This is a genomic window from Pseudomonas sp. D1-36 (assembly GCF_051132205.1).
Classification (GTDB): Bacteria; Pseudomonadota; Gammaproteobacteria; order Pseudomonadales; family Pseudomonadaceae; genus Aquipseudomonas.
On the sequence record NZ_CP071674.1, the window covers coordinates 2,477,885 to 2,497,804 of the forward strand.

The 19,920-nt window shown below is 59.7% G+C and carries 18 protein-coding genes and 1 pseudogene; 11 read left to right on the forward strand and 8 right to left on the reverse strand.

Annotation, left to right across the window (positions count from 1 at the left end; genetic code table 11):
- Nucleotides 1-54: 54 nt before the first annotated feature.
- The 3 genes and pseudogenes from J3P76_RS11215 to J3P76_RS11225 all read left to right on the forward strand — a co-directional run.
- Nucleotides 55-1,368 (forward strand): annotated as a pseudogene (locus J3P76_RS11215) (polysaccharide pyruvyl transferase family protein); the annotation flags it as partial.
- On the forward strand, nt 1,362-2,048 hold the full coding sequence (locus tag J3P76_RS11220) for a 2OG-Fe(II) oxygenase (RefSeq protein WP_434647836.1): 687 nt from the start codon (nt 1,362-1,364) through the stop codon (nt 2,046-2,048). The pseudogene J3P76_RS11215 and the gene J3P76_RS11220, both read left to right, overlap by 7 nt.
- The gene (locus J3P76_RS11225; protein WP_434701944.1) at nt 2,041-4,200 is read left to right on the forward strand and encodes a glycosyltransferase; all 2,160 of its coding nucleotides are present in this window, start codon (nt 2,041-2,043) and stop codon (nt 4,198-4,200) included. Before J3P76_RS11220 ends, J3P76_RS11225 begins: the two co-directional genes overlap by 8 nt.
- Here the strand turns inward: J3P76_RS11225 and J3P76_RS11230 are convergent.
- The 3 genes from J3P76_RS11230 to J3P76_RS11240 form a co-directional block, all read right to left on the reverse strand.
- Nucleotides 4,167-5,003, reverse strand: coding sequence for an NAD-dependent epimerase/dehydratase family protein (locus J3P76_RS11230; RefSeq protein ID WP_434647831.1), 837 nt, complete (start codon nt 5,001-5,003; stop codon nt 4,167-4,169). The two genes, J3P76_RS11225 and J3P76_RS11230, sit on opposite strands and share 34 nt — an antisense overlap.
- A 25-nt stretch (nt 5,004-5,028) precedes the next feature.
- Nucleotides 5,029-5,976 carry a glycosyltransferase family 2 protein gene (locus J3P76_RS11235; protein WP_434701945.1) on the reverse strand — a complete coding sequence of 316 codons (948 nt, stop codon included), beginning with the start codon at nt 5,974-5,976 and terminating at the stop codon, nt 5,029-5,031.
- A gap of 72 nt (nt 5,977-6,048) precedes the next feature.
- Nucleotides 6,049-6,618, reverse strand: a complete 570-nt coding sequence (locus tag J3P76_RS11240) for a hypothetical protein (RefSeq protein ID WP_434701946.1) — start codon at nt 6,616-6,618, stop codon at nt 6,049-6,051.
- A gap of 52 nt (nt 6,619-6,670) precedes the next feature.
- Between J3P76_RS11240 and J3P76_RS11245 the strand changes: the two genes are divergently transcribed.
- Entirely contained in the window at nt 6,671-7,096 is a 426-nt protein-coding gene (locus tag J3P76_RS11245) for a YciI family protein (RefSeq protein ID WP_434559249.1), read from the forward strand.
- 23 nt (nt 7,097-7,119) lie between these two features.
- Complete coding sequence (locus tag J3P76_RS11250) at nt 7,120-7,527, forward strand: VOC family protein (protein ID WP_434676406.1); 408 nt, start codon at nt 7,120-7,122, stop codon at nt 7,525-7,527.
- A gap of 101 nt (nt 7,528-7,628) precedes the next feature.
- Here the strand turns inward: J3P76_RS11250 and J3P76_RS11255 are convergent, their stop codons facing one another.
- Nucleotides 7,629-9,065 carry an amidase gene (locus tag J3P76_RS11255; protein WP_434701947.1) on the reverse strand — a complete coding sequence of 479 codons (1,437 nt, stop codon included), beginning with the start codon at nt 9,063-9,065 and terminating at the stop codon, nt 7,629-7,631.
- Nucleotides 9,066-9,181: 116 nt separating this feature from the next.
- On the opposite strand from J3P76_RS11255, the gene J3P76_RS11260 reads away from it, so the two are divergent.
- Together J3P76_RS11260 and J3P76_RS11265 are read left to right on the forward strand one after the other, a co-directional pair.
- A complete protein-coding gene (locus J3P76_RS11260; protein WP_434701948.1) occupies nt 9,182-9,754 on the forward strand; it encodes a TetR/AcrR family transcriptional regulator in 573 nt (190 codons plus the stop codon).
- 27 nt (nt 9,755-9,781) lie between these two features.
- Entirely contained in the window at nt 9,782-10,684 is a 903-nt protein-coding gene (locus J3P76_RS11265) for a LysR substrate-binding domain-containing protein (RefSeq protein WP_434702033.1), read from the forward strand.
- A gap of 93 nt (nt 10,685-10,777) precedes the next feature.
- On the opposite strand, the gene J3P76_RS11270 is transcribed toward J3P76_RS11265, so the two are convergent.
- From J3P76_RS11270 to J3P76_RS11280, 3 genes are all read right to left on the reverse strand, one after another.
- Nucleotides 10,778-12,334: a TerC family protein gene (locus tag J3P76_RS11270; RefSeq protein ID WP_434701949.1), complete on the reverse strand. Its 1,557-nt coding sequence runs from the start codon at nt 12,332-12,334 to the stop codon at nt 10,778-10,780.
- A 271-nt stretch (nt 12,335-12,605) separates the two neighbouring features.
- Complete coding sequence (chrA, locus tag J3P76_RS11275) at nt 12,606-13,967, reverse strand: chromate efflux transporter (RefSeq protein ID WP_434701950.1); 1,362 nt, start codon at nt 13,965-13,967, stop codon at nt 12,606-12,608.
- 113 nt (nt 13,968-14,080) lie between these two features.
- Nucleotides 14,081-14,950 (reverse strand): NmrA/HSCARG family protein, encoded by an 870-nt coding sequence (locus J3P76_RS11280; protein WP_434559239.1) that lies wholly within the window; start codon nt 14,948-14,950, stop codon nt 14,081-14,083.
- A gap of 117 nt (nt 14,951-15,067) precedes the next feature.
- Between J3P76_RS11280 and J3P76_RS11285 the strand changes: the two genes are divergently transcribed.
- Nucleotides 15,068-15,943, forward strand: a complete 876-nt coding sequence (locus J3P76_RS11285; RefSeq protein ID WP_434606115.1) for a LysR family transcriptional regulator — start codon at nt 15,068-15,070, stop codon at nt 15,941-15,943.
- Nucleotides 15,944-15,962: 19 nt separating this feature from the next.
- On the opposite strand, the gene J3P76_RS11290 is transcribed toward J3P76_RS11285, so the two are convergent.
- Entirely contained in the window at nt 15,963-16,316 is a 354-nt protein-coding gene (locus J3P76_RS11290; RefSeq protein WP_420763678.1) for a hypothetical protein, read from the reverse strand.
- 405 nt (nt 16,317-16,721) lie between these two features.
- Between J3P76_RS11290 and J3P76_RS11295 the strand changes: the two genes are divergently transcribed.
- From J3P76_RS11295 to J3P76_RS11305, 3 genes are all read left to right on the forward strand, one after another.
- Nucleotides 16,722-18,137 carry an acyclic terpene utilization AtuA family protein gene (locus J3P76_RS11295; protein ID WP_434606112.1) on the forward strand — a complete coding sequence of 472 codons (1,416 nt, stop codon included), beginning with the start codon at nt 16,722-16,724 and terminating at the stop codon, nt 18,135-18,137.
- Nucleotides 18,134-18,442, forward strand: coding sequence for a DUF4387 domain-containing protein (locus tag J3P76_RS11300; RefSeq protein ID WP_420763680.1), 309 nt, complete (start codon nt 18,134-18,136; stop codon nt 18,440-18,442). Before J3P76_RS11295 ends, J3P76_RS11300 begins: the two co-directional genes overlap by 4 nt.
- 75 nt (nt 18,443-18,517) lie before the next feature.
- The gene (locus J3P76_RS11305) at nt 18,518-19,891 is read left to right on the forward strand and encodes an MmgE/PrpD family protein (RefSeq protein ID WP_434559233.1); all 1,374 of its coding nucleotides are present in this window, start codon (nt 18,518-18,520) and stop codon (nt 19,889-19,891) included.
- Nucleotides 19,892-19,920 lie beyond the last annotated feature (29 nt).

A 19,920-nucleotide genomic window follows, 5' to 3' on the forward strand; every position in this document is an offset into this window, starting at 1 on the left:
GGCGACCTGCTGTTTCCGATCATTGCCGAGGCGGAGTTGGCCCAGCGCTTGGGTCGAGTCGAGCTGCATCGGTTTTCCTACCATGAAAAGAAACCACCTGAGTGGCCCTACGCGGTAACGTCGCTGACGGAGCTTCCCCATGTCGCGGCCCGCCTGGATGGCGTCTTGATCGGCGGCGGTTTCCTGATTCGATTCGATAAAGTCGTTGCCCACGGCTATGGTCCGACAACGCCCGATATTCATCACCCGACCGGCTATTGGCTGACGCCTGCGCTGATCGCGCTGCAGCACGCGATTCCGGTGATCTGGAACGCCCCCGGGATGCACTGCAACGGTGTCCCCGATTGGGCCAGGCCATTGTTGACGATGGCCCTGGAGCAAAGCCAGTACGTGAGGGTTCGTGATGCCCTCACGCGCGACACCCTTGGCGCGCTCACCCAGCGCGCCGAGATCGAGGTGCTGCCCGATACCGCGTTCGGCTTGCCCCGCTTGATCGACGAGCAGCAGCCCTGCGCTGAGTTCATTCGCCTGCGCGAGAGCGCTGGGCTGACGGGGCCCTACATCGTGATCCACGCCATCCACGTGGTGGAGTCCTTCGTAAAACTGTTCGAAGACCACCCCGAGGCGTTCCAGGATTATCAGTTCCTGGTGGTGCCGATAGGTCCGGTGTTGGGTGACGATCCGTCCGTCATTGCCGCGCGCCTGCCCGGGGCCATTACCTTGGCGGTCTGGCCAGAACCGTTGCTGATGGCAGAGATTATCAGCCAGGCGCAAGCGGTGATCGGCCATAGCTACCACTTGGCGATCACCGCCCTGGCGTTTGGCGTCCCGGTGTTTTGCTCGGCGGACCTGACCACGGGCAAGTACACGGCACTGGCGGGGTTCGACTCGCTTCATGCCTTGCCGGAGGCTGGGACGATCGACCCGCAATGGTTCGTTTCGCGCGTCGGCAAGACCCGTCCATCGCCGGCGGCGCTCGAGGCGGCGGATCGGTTGGTCGAGCACTGGGATCGGGTCGCGACGATCATTCGCCAGGGTAAAACCTCATCCCAACCTGCATTGGGCGCGTTTATGCAGCACCTGCCCAATCTGCTCGAAGCCGCCGTCCAGGGACATGAACCGTTGGCGGTTGAGTCGACGGCAAGCCACATCGTACCGGAGCCGGGCATCATCGAGCCGGCGCCAGACCTCGCTGCGCAGGACCTGGCCCAGCAACATCGGATAGTCCAGCTCAGCCAGCAGTTGGCCCTCAGTGACGCCAGGATGCTTGAGCTGCAGAATTCCAATTCGTTCCGAATGACCGCGCCACTGCGTTCCATCGCCCGTGGTATCAGAAACCTGACAGCGAACAGGAACAGACAATGCTAGATATCTCTCGTCTCACGCGTGCGGCGCTCAAAGCTCACCCGTACTCATGGGCGCAAATTGACGGCCTGTATTCGGCCGAGGATGCAACGGCGTTGGCGGCATCCTTTCCCCACGATCATTTCAAGACCGTGAGCGGATATGGTGGCGAAAAAAACTATGACTACGAGGCCCGCGCCCTGGTGGGCATGGGCACCAACGCGATTGCCTTCCCGCAGGAGCTGAGCGAAGCGTGGTTGCGGCTGGCGCGGGATCTCGGCTCGGCCGGCTATCGAGAAGCCATGTCGGAAATGACCGGGATCGATCTGCGTACCGTGCCCATGGAGGTCAACGTTTTTCATTACGGTCCCGGTGCGAGCCTCGGGGCCCATCCGGACCTGCCGGATAAACTGGTCACCCATATCCTGTATTTCAACGAGTCCTGGGACCGCAACGACGGCGGTTGCCTGAACATCCTGCATCGCAACGATCCCACCGCCGTGGCGGCCGAGATTGAACCGCTGGTGGGCAATTCGGCGGTTCTGGTGCGCTCGGATAATTCCTGGCATGCGGTCACTCCCGTGGTGAGCGGTTGCCATGCTTCCCGCCGTAGCCTGACGGCTACGTTCTATCGACCAGGGTCAGTCAGTTCCATGTGGCCGCCCGGCGACAACACACCGCTGCATGGGTACCCACGTGCTTGAGCTCGACCGAACCTTGATCGACCGCGACGCCGCGTTGGCCCAAAGAGACGCGGCCATCAATGAGCGCGACACTGCCTTGGCGAAAGTCGAGTTCCTGCAAAACACCCGTTCGTGGCGTTTCACCCGGCCACTGCGCTCGCTTTTCCGTGTGATGCGTTATGGTTTTGGCGCAGCAACGCAGGAACTTCCCGAACCCGCCGCCGCACTTGTCTACCCGGCGGCACCGGAGCCGTTGCCGAACGTTGAGGCGCAACCGGATTTCGCCACTCAAGGGCGCCTGGATATTCTCTGCTTCGCCAACATCGATTGGGCCGCACGCTTCCAGCGACCCCAGCAATTGATGAGTCAGTTTGCGAACCATGGTCATCGGGTTTTCTACATCGTCCCCTCCAGTGTGCCGGAGCAGGGAGAGCCCTATCGTTTGACGTCAGTGGCGCCCAATGTCTTTGAAGTTGCACTGCAGCGAGGGGCGCAAGAGGCGTATTACGAAAAAACAGTGACACCTGAAAATCATCAGGCGTTATCTGGTGCCTTGGCTGCGCTGATTGCCGATATGCGCATCAGGACCGCGCTCACAGTGGTGCATATAGCCTACTGGAGTCCCGTGGTGCTCAGCCTGCGTGCCGAACGTGGCTGGCGCGTCCTCTACGATTGCATGGATGACTGGGATGGTTTCCCGAACATCGGCGAACAGCTGCTGGACGAGGAAAAGACCTTGATCGCCCAGGCGGACGTCGTCACTGTTTCCGCCGCGCTGCTACACCAGAAATGGTCCGCCCATAACCCTCGTTGCGTGCTGGTGCGAAATGCCGTGGATTTCGCTTTTTTTCGCCAGCACTGTTTTAGCAACGATGTGCTGAGCGGGCTTTGCGGCCCGGTTATCGGGTACTACGGCGCCCTGGCGCAATGGCTCGATTACCCATTGCTGGCGGCGTTGGCGGACAGGCGCCCAGGGTGGAATTTCATTCTGGTGGGAGACGTTTTCGTCGAGGACATGGCGGGCCTGGAGCACAAGCCCAATGTGCAATTGCTGGGCCGCAAGCCTTACTCGCAAATGCCGCTTTACCTGGATCATTTCGATGCCTGCCTGATTCCCTTCAGGCTCTATAACGTGACGCATGCGGTTGATCCGGTGAAATTCTATGAGTACATCAGCGCAGGCAAACCGGTGATCTCCACGCCACTGGCGGAGATGAGCCTTTATGAAGACCTGCTGTACTTCGCAACCGGTGTCGATGAGTTCATCGAGCAGATCGAACGGGCCTTGGCCGAGCGCGACCTGGCCCTGTTCAAGCGACGTGTGGAACTCGCCCGGGCCAACGATTGGAAGGACCGCTACAACAGCATGCAACAGGCTATTGTCGGGCTGTACGAAAAAGTCTCCATCGTCGTGGTGACGTACAACAACCTCAACCTGACGGTTCAATGCGTAAACAGTATTTTGCGCAATACCGCCTGGCCCAACTACCAGCTCATCGTCGTCGACAACGGCTCGGAGGACGGCACGAGGGAGTATCTGGAGCGTCTGAGTCGAGAGGTGCCGACGACAAAAGTTATCCTCAATCCTGACAATCGGGGCTTTGCCGCGGCCAACAATCAGGGCTTGCGCGAAGCCGATGGTGACGTGTTGCTGCTGCTCAATAACGACACGGTAGTGCCTGACGGCTGGCTGGATCCGTTGGTCATGCATTTGAGGGATTCGAGCATCGGCTTGGTCGGGCCGGTCACGAACACGGTCGGAAACGAAGCGAAAATTGAAATTTCCTACACCGATATTCAACATATGCAGGCGTTTGCAGACCGTCACACCCAAGCTCACACCGGACAGTCGTTCGATATCCCGATGCTCGCAATGTTCTGTGTGGCATTTCGCCGAGGCATCCTCGACGAGGTGGGGTATCTGGATGAAGCATTCGGTATCGGAATGTTCGAAGACGATGACTACAGCCGTCGCGTGCAGGCGGCGGGCTATCGCACCGTCTGTGCCGAAGATGCGTTCGTTCATCACTACGGGCAGGCGTCCTTCAGGAAGCTGATCGCCAGTGGTGAGTACCAAGCCCTTTGGGATAAGAACCAGGCGTACTACGAAAGCAAATGGGGCGCTTGGCAGGCCCATGTTCATCGCCCAGGCAAGTCCTCATCCATCAAATGAAATGCCCTGGGAGCAAAGCCAAGCCGATCACGGGCATTCGAGTGGTCAAACACCAGGTCCTGATTCATCCGCGCCACCAATGCGCTTGAAAGGTGTCGGTAGCGGGGCAGGCAGCGCAGGATCGAAACGCCCAGGCTCACCGCTCCGGCGGGAAGAGGCAATGTTCGCGCCGGGCGTCCCATGGCCTGGAATATCCGGCCCACCATCGTGTGGTACGGCAGCGTTTCTCCTCCCGATAGGTTGTAGGCGCCACTGGGCAGCCCCGGCACGCTCAAGGCGCCCAGGCACGCCTGGATTACGTCCGCACCATGCACCGGTTGGCGCAACCCAGTCGCGCCGCCAATGAGCGGGAAAAATCCAAAGCGTTGGATGAAGCGCGCTATCTCTGAAATATTCTTGTCGGCGCCAAAGCCATAGATCAGGGTCGGTCGCAGGACCACCCATTCGATCCGCCGTTCGGTCGCCCACTGTTCCAACTGTTCTTCTGCGTTTATCAAGCGTTGCGCGACGTCCTTCTCCCGAACGTCAGGCGATGCTTGCTTGGCAAAGCGGCTCGTGGAGGACAGGGCCACAACACGTTTGACGCCGGTGCTGGCAAGACGCTCTAGATAATCGGGCAACACCCAAAGAGGAGCAAAGGATAGGAAAGTGTCCAGCGTCAGTCCGTGCCAGTCGCCGGTTTTTCGCCACGTCACACCGGGGCAGGGCGGCTTTGGCGGGCTTCGGGTGAATGATGTCGTCGAGTGGCCGGCCTGTGTCAGCAATGGCAATGCGCGCTCGCCCAGGAAGCTGGAGCCGCCCAATAGTCCTATCCGCACTTGAGCTCTCTTACCGTGGATTCCAGGTTTGTCCAAGCCGGTTAGTCGCGTGGCGAAGCACCACCAGGCCGAATCGAAGCCAGACCCCGATGATCACGCTGACCCATAGGACGGTTGGGTACTTGCGACGGAAAAACTTGCGATAGAAACGCAGGAACCCCAGGTGTTTGTGCCACTCGACGAAATAGGGACGGTGACGGCTGCAGCCGCCGAAGACGTGCATCACCCGGGCATGCGGCACGAACAGAACGCGCCAGCCGGCCTGATGGAACCGCATGCACCAATCCAAGTCCTCGCAATGAAGAAAATAATCCTCATCCCAAAGCCCGACGCTTTCGATCGCTTCGCGCTTGACCAGCATGCAAGCCCCGGAAATGGCCTCGACGGCAACGGGAACGCGGGGCAGCGGCTCCTTGTGCAGTAAAAAATCGGACAGCACCGATGGGAAAAGAGCCGAGAGCCGCGAAAGGCCGAAGGCCCGCATGAAAGCTCGCCTGGGCGTTGGAAACACCCTGCGCCCACCCGCTTGCTCGCTGCCGTCCGGATTGCACAGGAAGCCGCCGACCATGCCGATCCCCGGTGAGCTGCGCAGTGCCTGCAGCATGCGGTCTATGGCATCGGCGGCGAGCTCGGTGTCCGGGTTCAGGAAAAGCAGATTGGACGCCTCCGACAGGCGGGCACCTTGGTTGCACGCCGCAGCGAAGCCGAGGTTGGTGGCATTACGGACAATCCGAAGCGAGCCGGTCGCAGCGTCGATTCGCGCAAGCAGCATCAGGCTGTCATCGCGGGAGTCGTTGTCCACCACGATCACCTTGGAGGCACCGGCCGCAAACGCCGACCTGACACTCGCCAGCAAAAGGTCGCCGGCATTGTAGTTGACGATAATCACGTCACACTCGCTGTGTGGCGATGGCTTGGCCCATTCATCTATAGCGAGCAGTTCCACTGCTTCTGACATCATCACTCCATGAAGACCTGGATACGAAATAGATCGCAACTACTCAGGTCTTTATTGACGATAGCAGTTCCATTAACTTCGACCAGTTTCGTCTTGGGCCGTCAGGTAAACAGGCTTATCGCCCCGGTAAGCAACGACAAGCCCGTCATCAGAAGCGAAAGCAGCACCGCCCACTTGATCGTGCTTTTCTGGAAGTCGCCGAGGTCTCGATTGACCGAACGTGAATCGCTGACGTGGGACGACCTGACCGAGGTGGACTACATCAGCCTGGCGCAAGGCAGCGGCAACCGCTTTCTGATCGACCAGGCCCTGGCCAATCGCGATGTCCGGCCCCGGTCGTTCTGTGAAGTCAAGCACGCGCCCGCTGATGGATCCGGCGATCAGCCGGACCTTGGGGCTGATATCACGTCGCGGGCGAACATTGTCGCCCGTCGCGCAGTTGCTTTTCGACCTGCTGATAGCGATCAAGAAGTAATGATCTGCTGCGATACGCCGCACATATGGCAATTCCGGGCCCAGGCCCGGGGCCTTGCCAGGTTCAAGCGTCGCGCTTGGCGAAGATGCTCCAGCGGTCTGCATAAGCCATCTGAAAAATAATCGAGCGACCTTGTCGATTTCGCCTGCCCCCATTCGATTAGTCATGGAGCCCTCTCACGGACGGCTCAACAGTCCTCTACTCTAAGGAGATTCGAGCATGCGATTTATGGTTATCGTCAAGGCCAGTCCGGAATCGGAAGCCGGGGAAATGCCCAGCGCGCAACTGCTGGCCGCCATGGGCGCTTACAACGAAGAGTTGGTCAAGGCCGGGGTGATGCTCGCCGGTGAAGGCCTGCATCCCAGTGCCCAGGGCGTGCGCGTGCGCTTTTCTGGTAAGGACCGGAGCGTCGTCAAGGGCCCCTTCGCTGAAACCAGGGAGCTGATCGCCGGTTTCTGGATCTTCCAGGTCAGTTCATTGCAGGAGGCCATCGACTGGGTCAAGCGTTGCCCGAACCCGATGGTCAGCGATAGTGAAATCGAGATTCGCCAGATCTTCGAAGCCGAGGAATTTGGCGAGTCCTTTACCCCCGAGTTGCGCGAGCAGGAAGATCGCTTGCGGGCTCAGATGTCTGGTCAACAATGAAACGGTGACAGGAGAAAAGCACCATGAAAATCATTCCGTACCTGACCTTCGACGGCCGCTGCAAGGAAGCCTTTGCGTTGTACAAGGAGGTGCTTGGCGGCGAACTGTTTTCCATGTCCTTCGCCGACGCGCCAGAGGACGTGGGCATGCCCAAGGACCCAAACCTGATCATGCACGCCTGCCTGACGGTCGGCGATTTCAGCCTGATGGCTTCCGACTGCTCGCCTTGCCAGCCGTTCAGCAAGCCGCAGGGCGTGTCGGTTTCCCTCAACGTCGACAGCGCGCAGGAGGCTGAGCGACTCTTCAAAGGCTTGAGCGAGGGCGGCCAGGTACAAATGCCATTGGCGCAGACATTCTGGGCGGAACGTTTTGCGATGTTCGAGGACCGTTTCGGAGTGGCCTGGATGGTCAATTTCGAAGGGCGGAAATAAACCGGGTCGCGTGCAGCCAAAAAAACCACTCGAATGAGTGGTTTTTGCTGTGCGGACTTTATGTTTTCAAGTTGAAGCCGTCGTGGTGTAAGCCCCCCGCGTCAAAGCTTCCCAGCCCAAACCTCGGGTTTGCGTCCAGCCCAAGGCAACACACCCTCCAGTTGTCCCGCCAGACGCAGCAACCTGTCTTCCCGACCAAAACCCGCCGAGAACTGCATGCCGATTGGCAGGCCGGTATGCGGATCGAACGCCAGTGGCATGGACATGGCAGGGGACCCCGTCACGTTTGCCAATGCGGTGAACGGCGAATGGCTGAAGACCCGATCCATCCAGCCCCTGCCATCTAGGAACTCCTGGCCTTCGTTATAGTGGCCAATGGCAGGAGGCAGCGCTGGCAGTGTCGGGCTCATCAAGATGTCGAAGTTGCAGAAAAAGCTGCCCATGCTGCGAGTGACGAGGTTCCTTGAATGCATGGCCCCAAGCAGATCGATGGCAGTGAGTTCACTGCCCATTCGATGCAGCGAAAGCGTGGCGGGCTCCAGTGTGCTGTCATCGACGGGCCGGCCGGTTGCCGCTGCGATGGCATTGATCCAGGCTGCGGTGTTGGCTGACCAGAAGCGGGCATTCATTTCAACGAAGGCGTCCCAGCTCAGGCCGATGTCCAGGCGGATCTCTTCCACACGGTGCCCCAGGCCTTCGAGCTGGGCGGCAACCTGGCGAGTGGCTGTCGCGACCGGCTCGGCGCAGCGAGTGCCGTTCAGCGGATGCGGGAGCAGGCCGATGCGCAGTGACCCGGGGGCGCGATTCAATTCGGATAGATAGGGCTGCTGCGGTCTGGGGATCTCAAAGGGATCACCCAGGGCGGCGCCCTCGATGGCATCCAGTAAAGCAGCGCTGTCACGCACGGTTCGACTGACGACACCGTGCACCGCAAGCCCGGCCCATACTTCGTCCACCGCCGGGCCCATCGCAATCCTGCCCCGGCTGGGCTTGAGCCCGAACAGTCCGGTGGCGGCGGCGGGTACGCGGATAGAGCCGCCGCCATCGGTGGCGTGCGCCGCCGGTACGAGGCCGGCGGCTACAGCGGCGGCCGAACCACCGCTTGACCCGCCTGCGCTGCGACTCAGATCCCACGGGTTGCGTGTCGGCCCTGGAAATACGGCTTCGGTGGTGGTGCTGGCCGCCAGTTCCGGCGTGTTGGTCCTGCCGAGGGTCACCAGTCCCGCTTGGCGCAAGCGCGTCATCAGGGTGGAGTCTTCGTCGGCGATGCATCCGGCGGCCAAGCGACTGCCCAGCTCATTCAGACGCCCTTTGGCGGTCAGTCCGAGGTCTTTGACCAGGAACGGCACGCCCTGGAACGGCCCGGACGGAGCCTCGGGTTCAGTTTCCCAAACCTCTACCAGCCCATTGATTTTCGGGTTGAGCTGTTCGATAGCGGACAAGGCCGCGGCCCGGACTTCATCTTGGGTGACGTGACCGTTGGCGATCAGCTCAGCCAGGCCCAGTGCATCGTATTCGGCGTATTCAGCGCTTTTCATCACATTTCTCCGAGCCAATTGCCTGGCAAAAGCGTTATGATTTACTCGTCGGTATCGAGTGATACTGATTGGTATAGTAAGATACCGTCGAGTATCGATGTCAAGCGGAGAGCATCATGCGGCCCGAACGTATTCCCCAGTTAGCCCCCAAAGAAAGGATTCTCGATGCTGCCGAGGCGCTGTTTTTCAGCGAGGGCATCAGTCGGGTGACGGTGGATGCCATCGCGGCGAAGGCCAAGTCGACCAAGATGACGGTGTACCGGCATTTCGATTCGAAAGACGCGCTGGTGCTTGAATGGCTACGTTTGCTCGTCGAGAAATATGCCGAGGTCTTCGAGGCGCTGTCGGCGCAACACATCGACGATCCCAAGGCGCAGATTCTCGGGTTTGCCGAGTTCATCGCCCACGACCTTTCGGCGTTGTCATACAGGGGCTGTCCATTCACCAATTCGCTGGCGGAAATACCCGAGTCGGCCAATCCCGCCCGCGTTCTGATCGAGGAACATAAAAAGCGTCAGTTCTTGCGATTGGTCGCGCTCTGTGAAGAAGCTGGCCTGCCCGAGCCGGACGAAGTGGCAATGGAGCTCACGTACCTGATGGAAGGGGCCCAGGTCGTTGCGCAGAACAAAAGCATCGAGGACGTCGGCGCAAACCTCATGACAATGGTTCAGAAAAAAATTGCTGGATAAACCGAGAGACATGACAGCGTGAAAAGAATCATTCGAGTCGATGATCTCCAAGTATTTGTGACCACGACGGATGCCGGAAGCTTTTCAGCGGCAGCACGGTTGCTGGACATCTCTCCGGCATTGGCGAGCGTCGCGGTGCAACGACTCGAGGCCAGCCTGGGGGTGAGGTTGTTCGTGCGGTCCACCAGGCGGCTGCGTTTGTCGGATGACGGCGAGCGGTACCTGAGCCACGCGCGGCAGGCGCTGGAGGCCTTGGAAAATGGGGAGCTTGCCCTGGCCCAGGGGCGCGATGAAATTTCCGGGACGCTGCGCTTGTCCATGCCCTCGGACATCGGCCGCAACCTGCTTCTGCCATGGCTGGATGAGTTCCAGCAGTTGCATCCCAAGGTCCTGTTGCAGTTGCGCGTCAGCGACCAGGTGGCTGATCTGTTTACCGAACACCTGGACGCGAGCATTCGTTATGGCCAGTTGGCTGATTCAAGTCTCGTGTCCCTGGCGCTCGCGCCGTCCAACAGACGGACGGTGTGTGCCTCGCCCGACTACATTGCACGCCATGGCCGCCCAGAAACGCCCGGCGAGCTGAGCAGGCATAATTGCCTTCGTTATGTGATGGGCGAGCAGACCTTCGAACGCTGGAGTTTCCAGACGCCGCAGGGGGTGGAAACCGTCCAGGTGCTGGGCAACCGCATCAGCGATGACGCTGACATCGTCAGGCGTTGGGGGGTGTCGGGACTTGGCGTCGTCTACAAATCCAAGCTCGATGTGATGGACGATATCCGCAGCGGGCGCCTGGTGGAAATCTTCCCGCCGGACTATGGCCAGCCCGCGCCGCTGCAACTGGTGTGCGCCCACCGGACCTCGCTGACGCCGGCGGTCCAGGTGTTGAGGGCGTTCCTGGTGGCGCGTTTCGAGCGTTACATCAGCGGGTGAGCGACAGCGCTGCAGCGCATACCCTGGCTACCGAACGGCCATGGTATGCGCTTCGCGGCCGCCGGCCCCGGCTGCTGGTCCCGGACAATCAGGTCAGCCCTGGTCCTCGACGCGTAACAACACCCGGGTCACCCGCCGCTCTTCCACCTCGACGACCGTCATGCTCCATTGTTCCCAACGCAGGCTATCGCCGATGATGGGCAGACGGTCCAGCAAGCTCATCACCAAGCCGGCGAGCGTTTGGTAGTCCTCCGTCGCTTTCGCCTGGAAGCCGATATGTTCGCGGACCTGGCTGAGATTCAGGGCGCCGCTGACCAGAAAACCTCCCTCCTGGGCAACGATGTTCGGACCCTCGATTTCACTGGCATCGGGCAGTTCCCCGGCGATGGACTCGAGAATGTCAGTCATGGTCAACAGGCCGACGAAATCACCGAACTCGTTCACCACGAAGGCGATGTGGGTTGACTCCTTACGCATTTGTTCCAGTGCGTTGAGGATCGTGAAACTGTCCAGCAGGTTGATGGCCTTGCGCGCCATGGTTTCCAGATTCGGCGGGTTGCCCGCCAGCATTTCCTTAAGCAGCTCTTTCTTGTGGACGAAGCCCAAGGGTTCGTCGACGCGACCTTCGCGGATCAACGGCAAGCGTGAATACGACGAATGCATCAGTGTCGTACGGATTTCCTGCGCAGTGTTCGCCAGGTCAAGGTGATCGATCTGCGCGCGATGAGTCATCACGCTGCGTATCGGGCGCTCCGCCAATTGCAGCACGCCACTGATCATCACCCGTTCCCGCCTATGGAAAACCTGTTCGGGTTCTTCGCCGGCCAACATGTCGGCTATTTCCTCGCCGACTTCGTCGGGGCCGAGCTTCTGGCCGCCCAGCAAGCGCATCACCGCGTGGGCGGTACGCTCGCGCATCGGCCGCAAACCCTGCAGGCTTTTCTTGCGCCGCGAGCGTGCCAACTGGTTGAACATTTCGATCAGGATCGAGAAGCCAATCGCGGCGTACAGATAGCCCTTCGGAATGTGGAAGCCCAGCCCTTCGGCGGTGAGGCTGAAGCCGATCATCATCAGGAAGCCCAGGCAGAGCATGATGACGGTCGGATGACTGTTGACGAAGTGGGTCAGCGGCTTGCTCGCGATCATCATCAAGCCGATGGAGAAAATCACCGCGATCATCATGACCGACAGGTGCTCCACCATGCCCACGGCGGTAATCACCGCATCCAGGGAAAAAACCGCGTCCAGCACCACGATCTGCGCGACGATGGGCCAGAACAACGCATAGGCAGCATTGCCGGAGCGTTGCGCCACGTGGCCTTCGAGGCGCTCATGCAGTTCCATGGTTGCCTTGAACAACAGGAACACACCGCCGAACAGCATGATCAAGTCTCGGCCCGAGAACGTCTTGCCGAAGATTTCGAACAGCGGGTTGGTCAGGGTCACCATCCACGAAATGCTCGCCAGCAGGCCCAGGCGCATCAGCAATGCCAGGGACAAGCCGATGACACGGGCACGGTCGCGTTGTTCGGGGGGAAGTTTATCGGCCAGGATGGCGATGAAGACAAGGTTATCGATGCCGAGCACCAGCTCCAGCACGATCAACGTCAGTAGGCCCAGCCAGGCCGTGGGATCAACGATCCATTCCATGGTTTATTTGCTCCCTCGACCGGTCAGTGCGAGGGCAAGAGGCTGCGACGAGCCTGCCCAGGGCGCGGCGACGGGGGAGAGGCGGTTGTTCGTTGAACGGCGACTGGGGGGTTCCTGAAGGGTTTTCATACAGACCTGAGGTTAAATGGGGAAGAAATCCTACAATGGTTTCCAGCGTTTCCCACGAGACGATTTATTACAGGATCTGACGAAGCAACGGCGAAGCGCAGCAAACCGTGTGATTTTCATGGCGGGTCGGGCCAACATCAATCTAGCGAAATAAGTGCACGGCCAAGCCAACAAGCCCACAGCCGAGCAATACCTGGATCACGCCCCGCTTGAAGCGAAACAACGCAATCGCCGCCCCGATCGCTATCAACGCCGAAGGCCAGTCGAGGCTGCCGCTGAACCCGGTTGGCCAGAGCACGTGGTAACCAAAGAAACACGCCAGGTTGAGGATGACCCCGACCACCGCCGCGGTGATGGCGGTCAGCGGCGCGGTGAACTTGAGCGCGTTGTGAGTCGATTCCACCAACGGCCCGCCCGCGAGAATGAACAGGAAGGAGGGCAGGAAGGTGAACCACGTCACCAACGCTGCCGCAACGGCACCGGCCAGGAACACTTGATCGGCGCCAAACACTTGCGAGACATACGCCCCGATGAAACCTACGAAAGCCACGACCATGATCAGCGGCCCGGGGGTGGTTTCGCCGAGCGCAAGGCCGTCGATCATTTGAGTCGGAGTCAACCAGCCGTAATGGCTGACCGCGCCTTGGTAAACATAGGGAAGCACCGCATACGCACCACCGAAGGTCAGCAGCGCGGCCTTGGTAAAGAACCAACTCATCTGGGTCAGCGTGCCTTCCCAACCAAACAGCGCGGTCAGGGCGGCCATTGGCAAGGCCCACAGCACGGCGCCAATCAATCCCAGCAATGCCAGCCTTGGCCAACTGAACCGGGCATGCTCGGGCGTGGGTGTCTCGTCATCGATCAGGGCCGGGCCGAATGACTTGTTGGCGGCGCTGTGCCCACCAACCTGGAATTTTCCTGGTGCCAGGCGGCCACCGATGTAACCGATCAGCGCCGCACCCAGCACAATCAGCGGGAACGGAACATTGAAAGCGAAGATCGCCGTGAACGAGGCGGCGGCGATGGCCCAAAGCCAATTATTCTTCAACGCCCTGGAGCCGATTCGATGCGCCGCCTGCACGACGATCGCGGTCACTGCTGGCTTGATCCCGTAGAACAGGCCGGCCACTACCGGAACTTCACCAAAGGCGATGTACACCCAGGACAAGACGATCAGGATGAAAAGAGAGGGCAATACAAACAGGGCGCCGGCGATTACGCCGCCCCAGGACCGATGCAATAGCCAGCCGATGTAGGTCGCCAACTGCTGGGCCTCCGGCCCGGGAAGCAACATGCAATAGTTGAGGGCATGAAGAAAGCGTCGCTCGGAGATCCAGCGCCGTCGCTCGACCAACTCCTGATGCATGATCGAAATCTGTCCCGCTGGGCCGCCGAAGCTGATGAAGCCCAGCTTCAGCCAGAACCAGAAGGCGACGCGCAAGCTGATCGGTTCAGGTCTCGCAGGATCATTTTCAAGGGCAGATTCGGCAAGCTTGGGGTTCATGGGCGATAGCTTGGAAAAATGAGGATGCCGCTACAGTATCGGCTGCATATGAAATTGAAAGCTATTTGTCGCAAGCCGGTGAAAGGTCATCGCCTCCCACCGGCAGCGGTCATTCAAGCGCCGCCGACGGCCTCGCGAACGAAGTCTTCATAGCTGCGCAACGGACGGCCCAGAATGGCTTGGAGTCGCTCCACCGTTCCTGCCTCGGCTTGCATGCCGAACGCCTGGATACCGGCCATCATCAGGCGCATGTCGTAGGCCAGCCAGCCAGGGCCGAACGACGCCATCTGGGTTTCGAAGGCGGCCACGTCGTCACCGCCATAAACCACCTCCCGGCCCAACGCCGAACCCCAGGTTTGCGCCACGGCTGCGCCAGTCAGGGCCCGGGGGCCGACCAGTTCCAGCGTGAGCCGTTCGAGGGCAGCGGGAGCCCGGTCGCGTCGCAGCAATTCGGCGACGGCGATGTCGGCGATGTCTCGCGCATCGATCATCGAGACCCCGGCCGAGCCGATCGGCATCGGGTATACGCCATAGTCCTGGATGGTCTGCCGGACCATGAGCTCGTTCTGCATGAAATACGCCGGACGCAGGATGGTCGCCGGCATGTCGAGGCTTTCGAGCATGCGCTCCACCGTATGCTTGCCGGTGAAATGCGGGACATTGGTGAACCTGTCGGCATGTATCACCGACAGGTAGACGATGCGCTCGATACCGGCTTCACGCGCCAGGTTGAGTGTGATCAAGGCCTGTGTCACTTCGTCCGGCGTGACGGCGTTGAGTAGAAACAACGTGCGTACCGACGCGAGCGCGGCGCGCATCGAGGCTACGTCGGTCAGGTCGCCAACGACTTCCGTCACGCCAACCGGGAAGTCGCGCTTGCCGGGCTGACGCACCAGGGCCTTCGCTTCGGCGCCTTTCTCGGCAAGTCGTGTGGTGATGAGAGAACCGATGGTGCCCGTGGCGCCGGTGATCAAGATGCTCATGTGAATCTCCTGTCGCTGATATCAAGGAATGGCATTGCAGTGACCAGACGATAGGGCGTTGCAGGGATAAAACGAAGGCGCCAGAATGCAAACACCTCGTTTCAAAAATGGAACAACATGAACCTGAATGCGCTCATTGATTTCGCGCTGGTCGCCACCAACGAAGGATTGGGCAAGGCAAGCCGCGCGAGCGGCCGGTCGAAAGCCACCTTGTCGCGGCGCATCGCCGAATTGGAGGAACAGCTGGGCGTCAGGCTGATCGAGCGTAGCGCCCGTGGCCTCAAGCTTACCGAAGCCGGCGAAATGCTGATTGCCCGGACCGAAGGGCCGCTGGGGGAGGTGATCGAAGCCATGACGGCGACCCAGGAAGGCGTGTCGACGCCTAACGGACGCTTGCGGGTGGCGGCGCCGGTCCTGTTTTCCCAATTGACGATGGGGCGCATTGGCGCGGATTTCTGCGCGGCCTATCCGCAGGTGACGATCGATGTGCGGGCGGAGGACCGCCTGGTGGATCTCGTCGAGGAACAATTCGACGTCGCCATCCGAGTCAACCCAAGCCCGGACAGCAATCTCGTCGGACGTTGCTTCGCCAAGGACCGGTTGGTAGTCGTGGCCGCGCCTGGCGTGGCCAAGCCTGAACCCGGAGCGGTCAGGCCAGTCCCCAGTATCGTGCCTTCCAATTTCCAGCCGACCCACTGGAATCTTGATGATGGGCGCTTGATCCTGGAGCCCATCCCCAAGCTGTGGTTCTCTTCCTACCTGATGATTCGCGACGCCGCGGTCGCGGGTGGGGGCGCCGCGCTGCTTCCGAAATCGATTGCCTGGAATCAATTGGCCCGCGGCGAGTTGGTCCAGTGGGGGATGGTCGCAAGCGCCGAGCGACAGTTGTGGGTCCTGCACACCTCCAGGCGCCTGGCGGCGCCGAAGGTTCGCGCGTTTGTGGACTTCCTGTGCGCCCGTTACCCGGATATGTCATTGACACTGGAAGGATAACGGAGCGGTTTGCGCCCACTCAAGGTAAGGGCTGTTCCTTGACCTTGGTTGAAACGACCGCGTCGTAACCGCCCGGGCTCTGCACTTCGTCGGAGACCCATAACCGCTCGCTGCGGCATTTGTATTTCACGCCTTTGCGCGGTGCCATGACTTGCGCGCTTTCAATACACATCTGTCTGGATGCATAGGTCGGCCCGGGGTTTCGCTCTTCCACACAGCCTTCCATGCCACTACAGATCCTCATGACAAGAAAATAGACAGTCATCATCCTAATGTTGCTCCAGCGAGCGATGCGGTTGGTTACGTCCTGTGTCAGCGCGGTTTTAGCGCCTGAACGCACAGCGATCATGCGGCGGATGATGAGCCCGCTCACAAATCTTCAGCAATGGGACATCAGTGCCATCTGTCGGAAAAATGGCGCTTCATATAAAAGTTTTTATAGGGAGGTTTTTGGTGACGGATTGTTGACGTCACGGAGGGCGTCATGTCGCGCTTTTTCCCGTCCCTTGAAGCGATGGCTGGGAAGAGCCACGGGTGGGACAGACGGCCGTTTTGAACGTGTTGCCATGTGCGCTTCGAGCGCCTTCGAACAGATATCTGTACTTGATTTTTTTCTTCGTTAGTTATGCAGGATAAACACGATTAATCATTAAAAGTTATCTTGCGGTAGCCTTTCGAGAGCATTAATTCGCAGGGCTATATGGACAAAATCTGTCCACTTGTCAACGTAATTGCAGCCCCTATTATTGGCGCACTGAGTCGCCAAGAAGAGGGTGTCATGAAGCAGTTATTTGAAGGTTGTGTAAAAGTGATTGTCCCCTGTGGTTCATTGGGAGCGGGTGTACGAGAAGAAGAAATTGCTTATGGGCTGGCGGCGGGGGCGCAAGTAATTGCCACGGACGCGGGTTCAACCGACAGCGGCGCGGCTTATCTTGCCCTTGGCAAATCGAAGAATAACCGAGGCGCGGTCAAGCGCGACCTGACTATTCTGATGAAGGCCCAGGCGCAATCCGGCGTGCCGATTATTGTCGGGACTTCGGGGCAGGCGGGCGGCGATCTGAATCTTGATTGGACGCGTGATATTGCCTTGGAAATTGCCGGGGAGTTGGGTGTGTCACCAAAGATTGCGCTCATTTATTGCGAGCAAGACAAGCAAACCATTAAAAAGCTGAACGCTGAAGGTCGTATCAAACCATTGCCGCCCCACGCCGAGTTGGACGACGCGACAGTGGACGCCTGTGAGCACATTGTCGCTGCCCTAGGGGTTGAACCCTTCCTCGCCGCGCTGGACGCGGGCGCCGATATCATATTGGCCGGCCGTTCGACCGACACAGCCGTCATAGGCTGCTATCCCATTTGGAAAGGCGCGCCATGGGGACCGTCCTGGCATGCCGGCAAGACCGGTGAATGCGGCGTGCAATGCGCCGTCAACCCGACGCTAGGGTCGGGGATCCTGCTCAGTGTTGACGCGAACGGCTTCGAAGTCGAGCCGTTGAGCCTGGACAACCAGTGCACGCCCCATAGCGTATCGGCCCATATGCTCTACGAAAACAGTGACCCGTTCCGGTTGTTGGAGCCCGGTGGAATCTTGAACGTGGCCCAGGCGCGCTACACCGATTTGAATGGGCGGGCTGTTCGGGTAGAAGGCTCGCAATGGGAGCCGATGCCTTACACCATGAAGTTGGAAGGCGCTGCCGCCGGTTTGTACCAAACCATCATGCTGGTGGGCATCCAGGACCCCGATGTGCTAAAGGACATCGATGGTTTTCATGACCGTTTGCTGGACGCGCTATATAAGAGAACACGTCAGTCGATTCCCGCTGAAGAGTTGGGCGAGTTTCATATTTCCCTGCGCATGTACGGGTGGAATGGCGTGACCGGTGTCAAACCCGCAGCCGGAACGTTACCGCCACCGGAAATAGGGATGTTGTTTGTCGCCACGGCTGCAACGCAGGAAATGGCCAATACCATTGCCCAGGCGTGTAATCCGTACTTCTTCCATTATCCAAGCGTGATGGGTAAGGAGTTGCCTTCCTATGGGTTTGCCTTTACACCGGCCGATATACCTCGCGGGCAAATATTCGAGTTCAAGTTGAATCACGTGGTGCAACTTGAGAATCCCCTTGAATTGGTTCGTTTGAAGTGGATTGATCTGTCGGACACCACAATAGCTGTGAAGGAACTTGCACAATGACTAAGTTGCGTGATGTATGCCGGCACGTCCGATCCAAACAAGCGGGGCCGTTCTGGGTTACGTTCGATATCTTTTTCAACGGACGCGAGAATTTCGAACGTTATTCCAATTGCGCGGCACTCTCGCCGGCTCAATTCGCAACGCTCTATGGCACCGACCCGGAACGGGTCAAGCGCATCCCGGTGCCGGATCTGGAAATGGTCAAGATCTCCTATCCCCGTGCGACGCCCCAGGGCGGAATGGTCGAGCGCGACATGCACGCCGGCCAGCAATACGTCCGTCTGCTGGACGTGATCGTCGACTGAGGCCGGGCGCCCGCTCGAGCCTTGATTTGTGCGCCTCAAGGACGAGGACCGACCCCCTGTTTACCCGAGGTAACTATGACGGACCCGACCGTTGCGATGCGCCTTGCGCAATATGCCCATGAATTTCGTAGCCAACGCCTGCCCGAAGACATCATCAAACTGGTACGCCAGCGTTTCATCGACAGCCTGGCGTGCATACTGGGCGCCTACGGGGCTGACCCGGTCAAGGCTGCCCTCTGTTACGCCGCTGCAAACACGGCGCAATCATCCAGCGTATTCGGCACCAACCTCAGAACAACGACGGAAATCGCAGCTTTCGCCAACGGCTTGATGGTTCGTTTCCTGGACTACAACGATGGCTACATGGGCCTGGAGCCCGGCCATCCGAGCGATAACATCCCGGCCTGCCTGGCGGTGGCGCAAGCCGAAAACGCATCCGGGGCTGAGTTGGTCTCGGCCATCGTCCTGGCGTATGAGATCCAAATGCGCTTGCAGGATGTGGCGAGCCTGAACAAACGTGGCTGGGACCACGTGAACTACATCAACGTCGCGATGGCGGCGGCGGCTTCCAACTTGATGAAGCTGGACGTGGCGCAGACCGAGCAAGCGATCAACATCGCCCTGAGCGGGCATTTGGCGATGCGGCAAGTGCGCAGCGGGTCGTTGTCCGATTGGAAGGGCTGTTCCGCGGCCAATGCCGCTCGCAACGCGATTTTCGCCGCGCAACTGGCGCGCCATGGCATGACCGGGCCGTCGCCGATCTTCGAAGGCGAGATGGGCTTCTTCAAACAGATTAGCGGACCGTTCGACCTGGACATCAGTCGTTTCGGCACGCCCGGCAACGGCGACTACGCGATACGGCGCTCGCTGACCAAGACGTTTCCCACCAATGGCGAATTGCACACGGCCGTCTGGGCCGCGCTGGATATCCGCAAGCGGATTGACGGCGTGCAGGACATTGCCGCCATTTCAATCGAAACGTCTGAATTCAACCGTCGGGTACTCGCCGATACCCCAGAGAAATGGCTGCCGAAAACCCGCGAAACGGCTGACCACAGCCTGCCTTACAACGTCGCCCGGGCCTTGCTCGATGGCGATATCACGGTCGGCTCGTACGCCGCAGAAAAGATCGCCGATCCCGCAGTGATTGCCTTGATGGAGAAAGTCAGCGTCGTCGAAGATCCGGCGCTCACCGCGCTGTTTCCGCGGCACCTTGCCAACCGTGTTTGCGTAACCCTGAAATGCGGCGAGCTGGTCGTGAGCGAGATGATCACCGGTCCCGGTTCGGTCGAAACGCCAATGACCGATAGCGACTTCGAGCGCAAGTTCCGGCGCATGGCGATGCCGCATCTCGATGCATCGGCACAGGCTGCGGTGCTTGGATTCGTGGCGGGGCTCGAGCATCAAACCGAGTTCGAGACATTGTTTGCGGCGATGGTTGCCTCCTAGGGTCGCCAGCGCCCCAATGGCATCGCCAA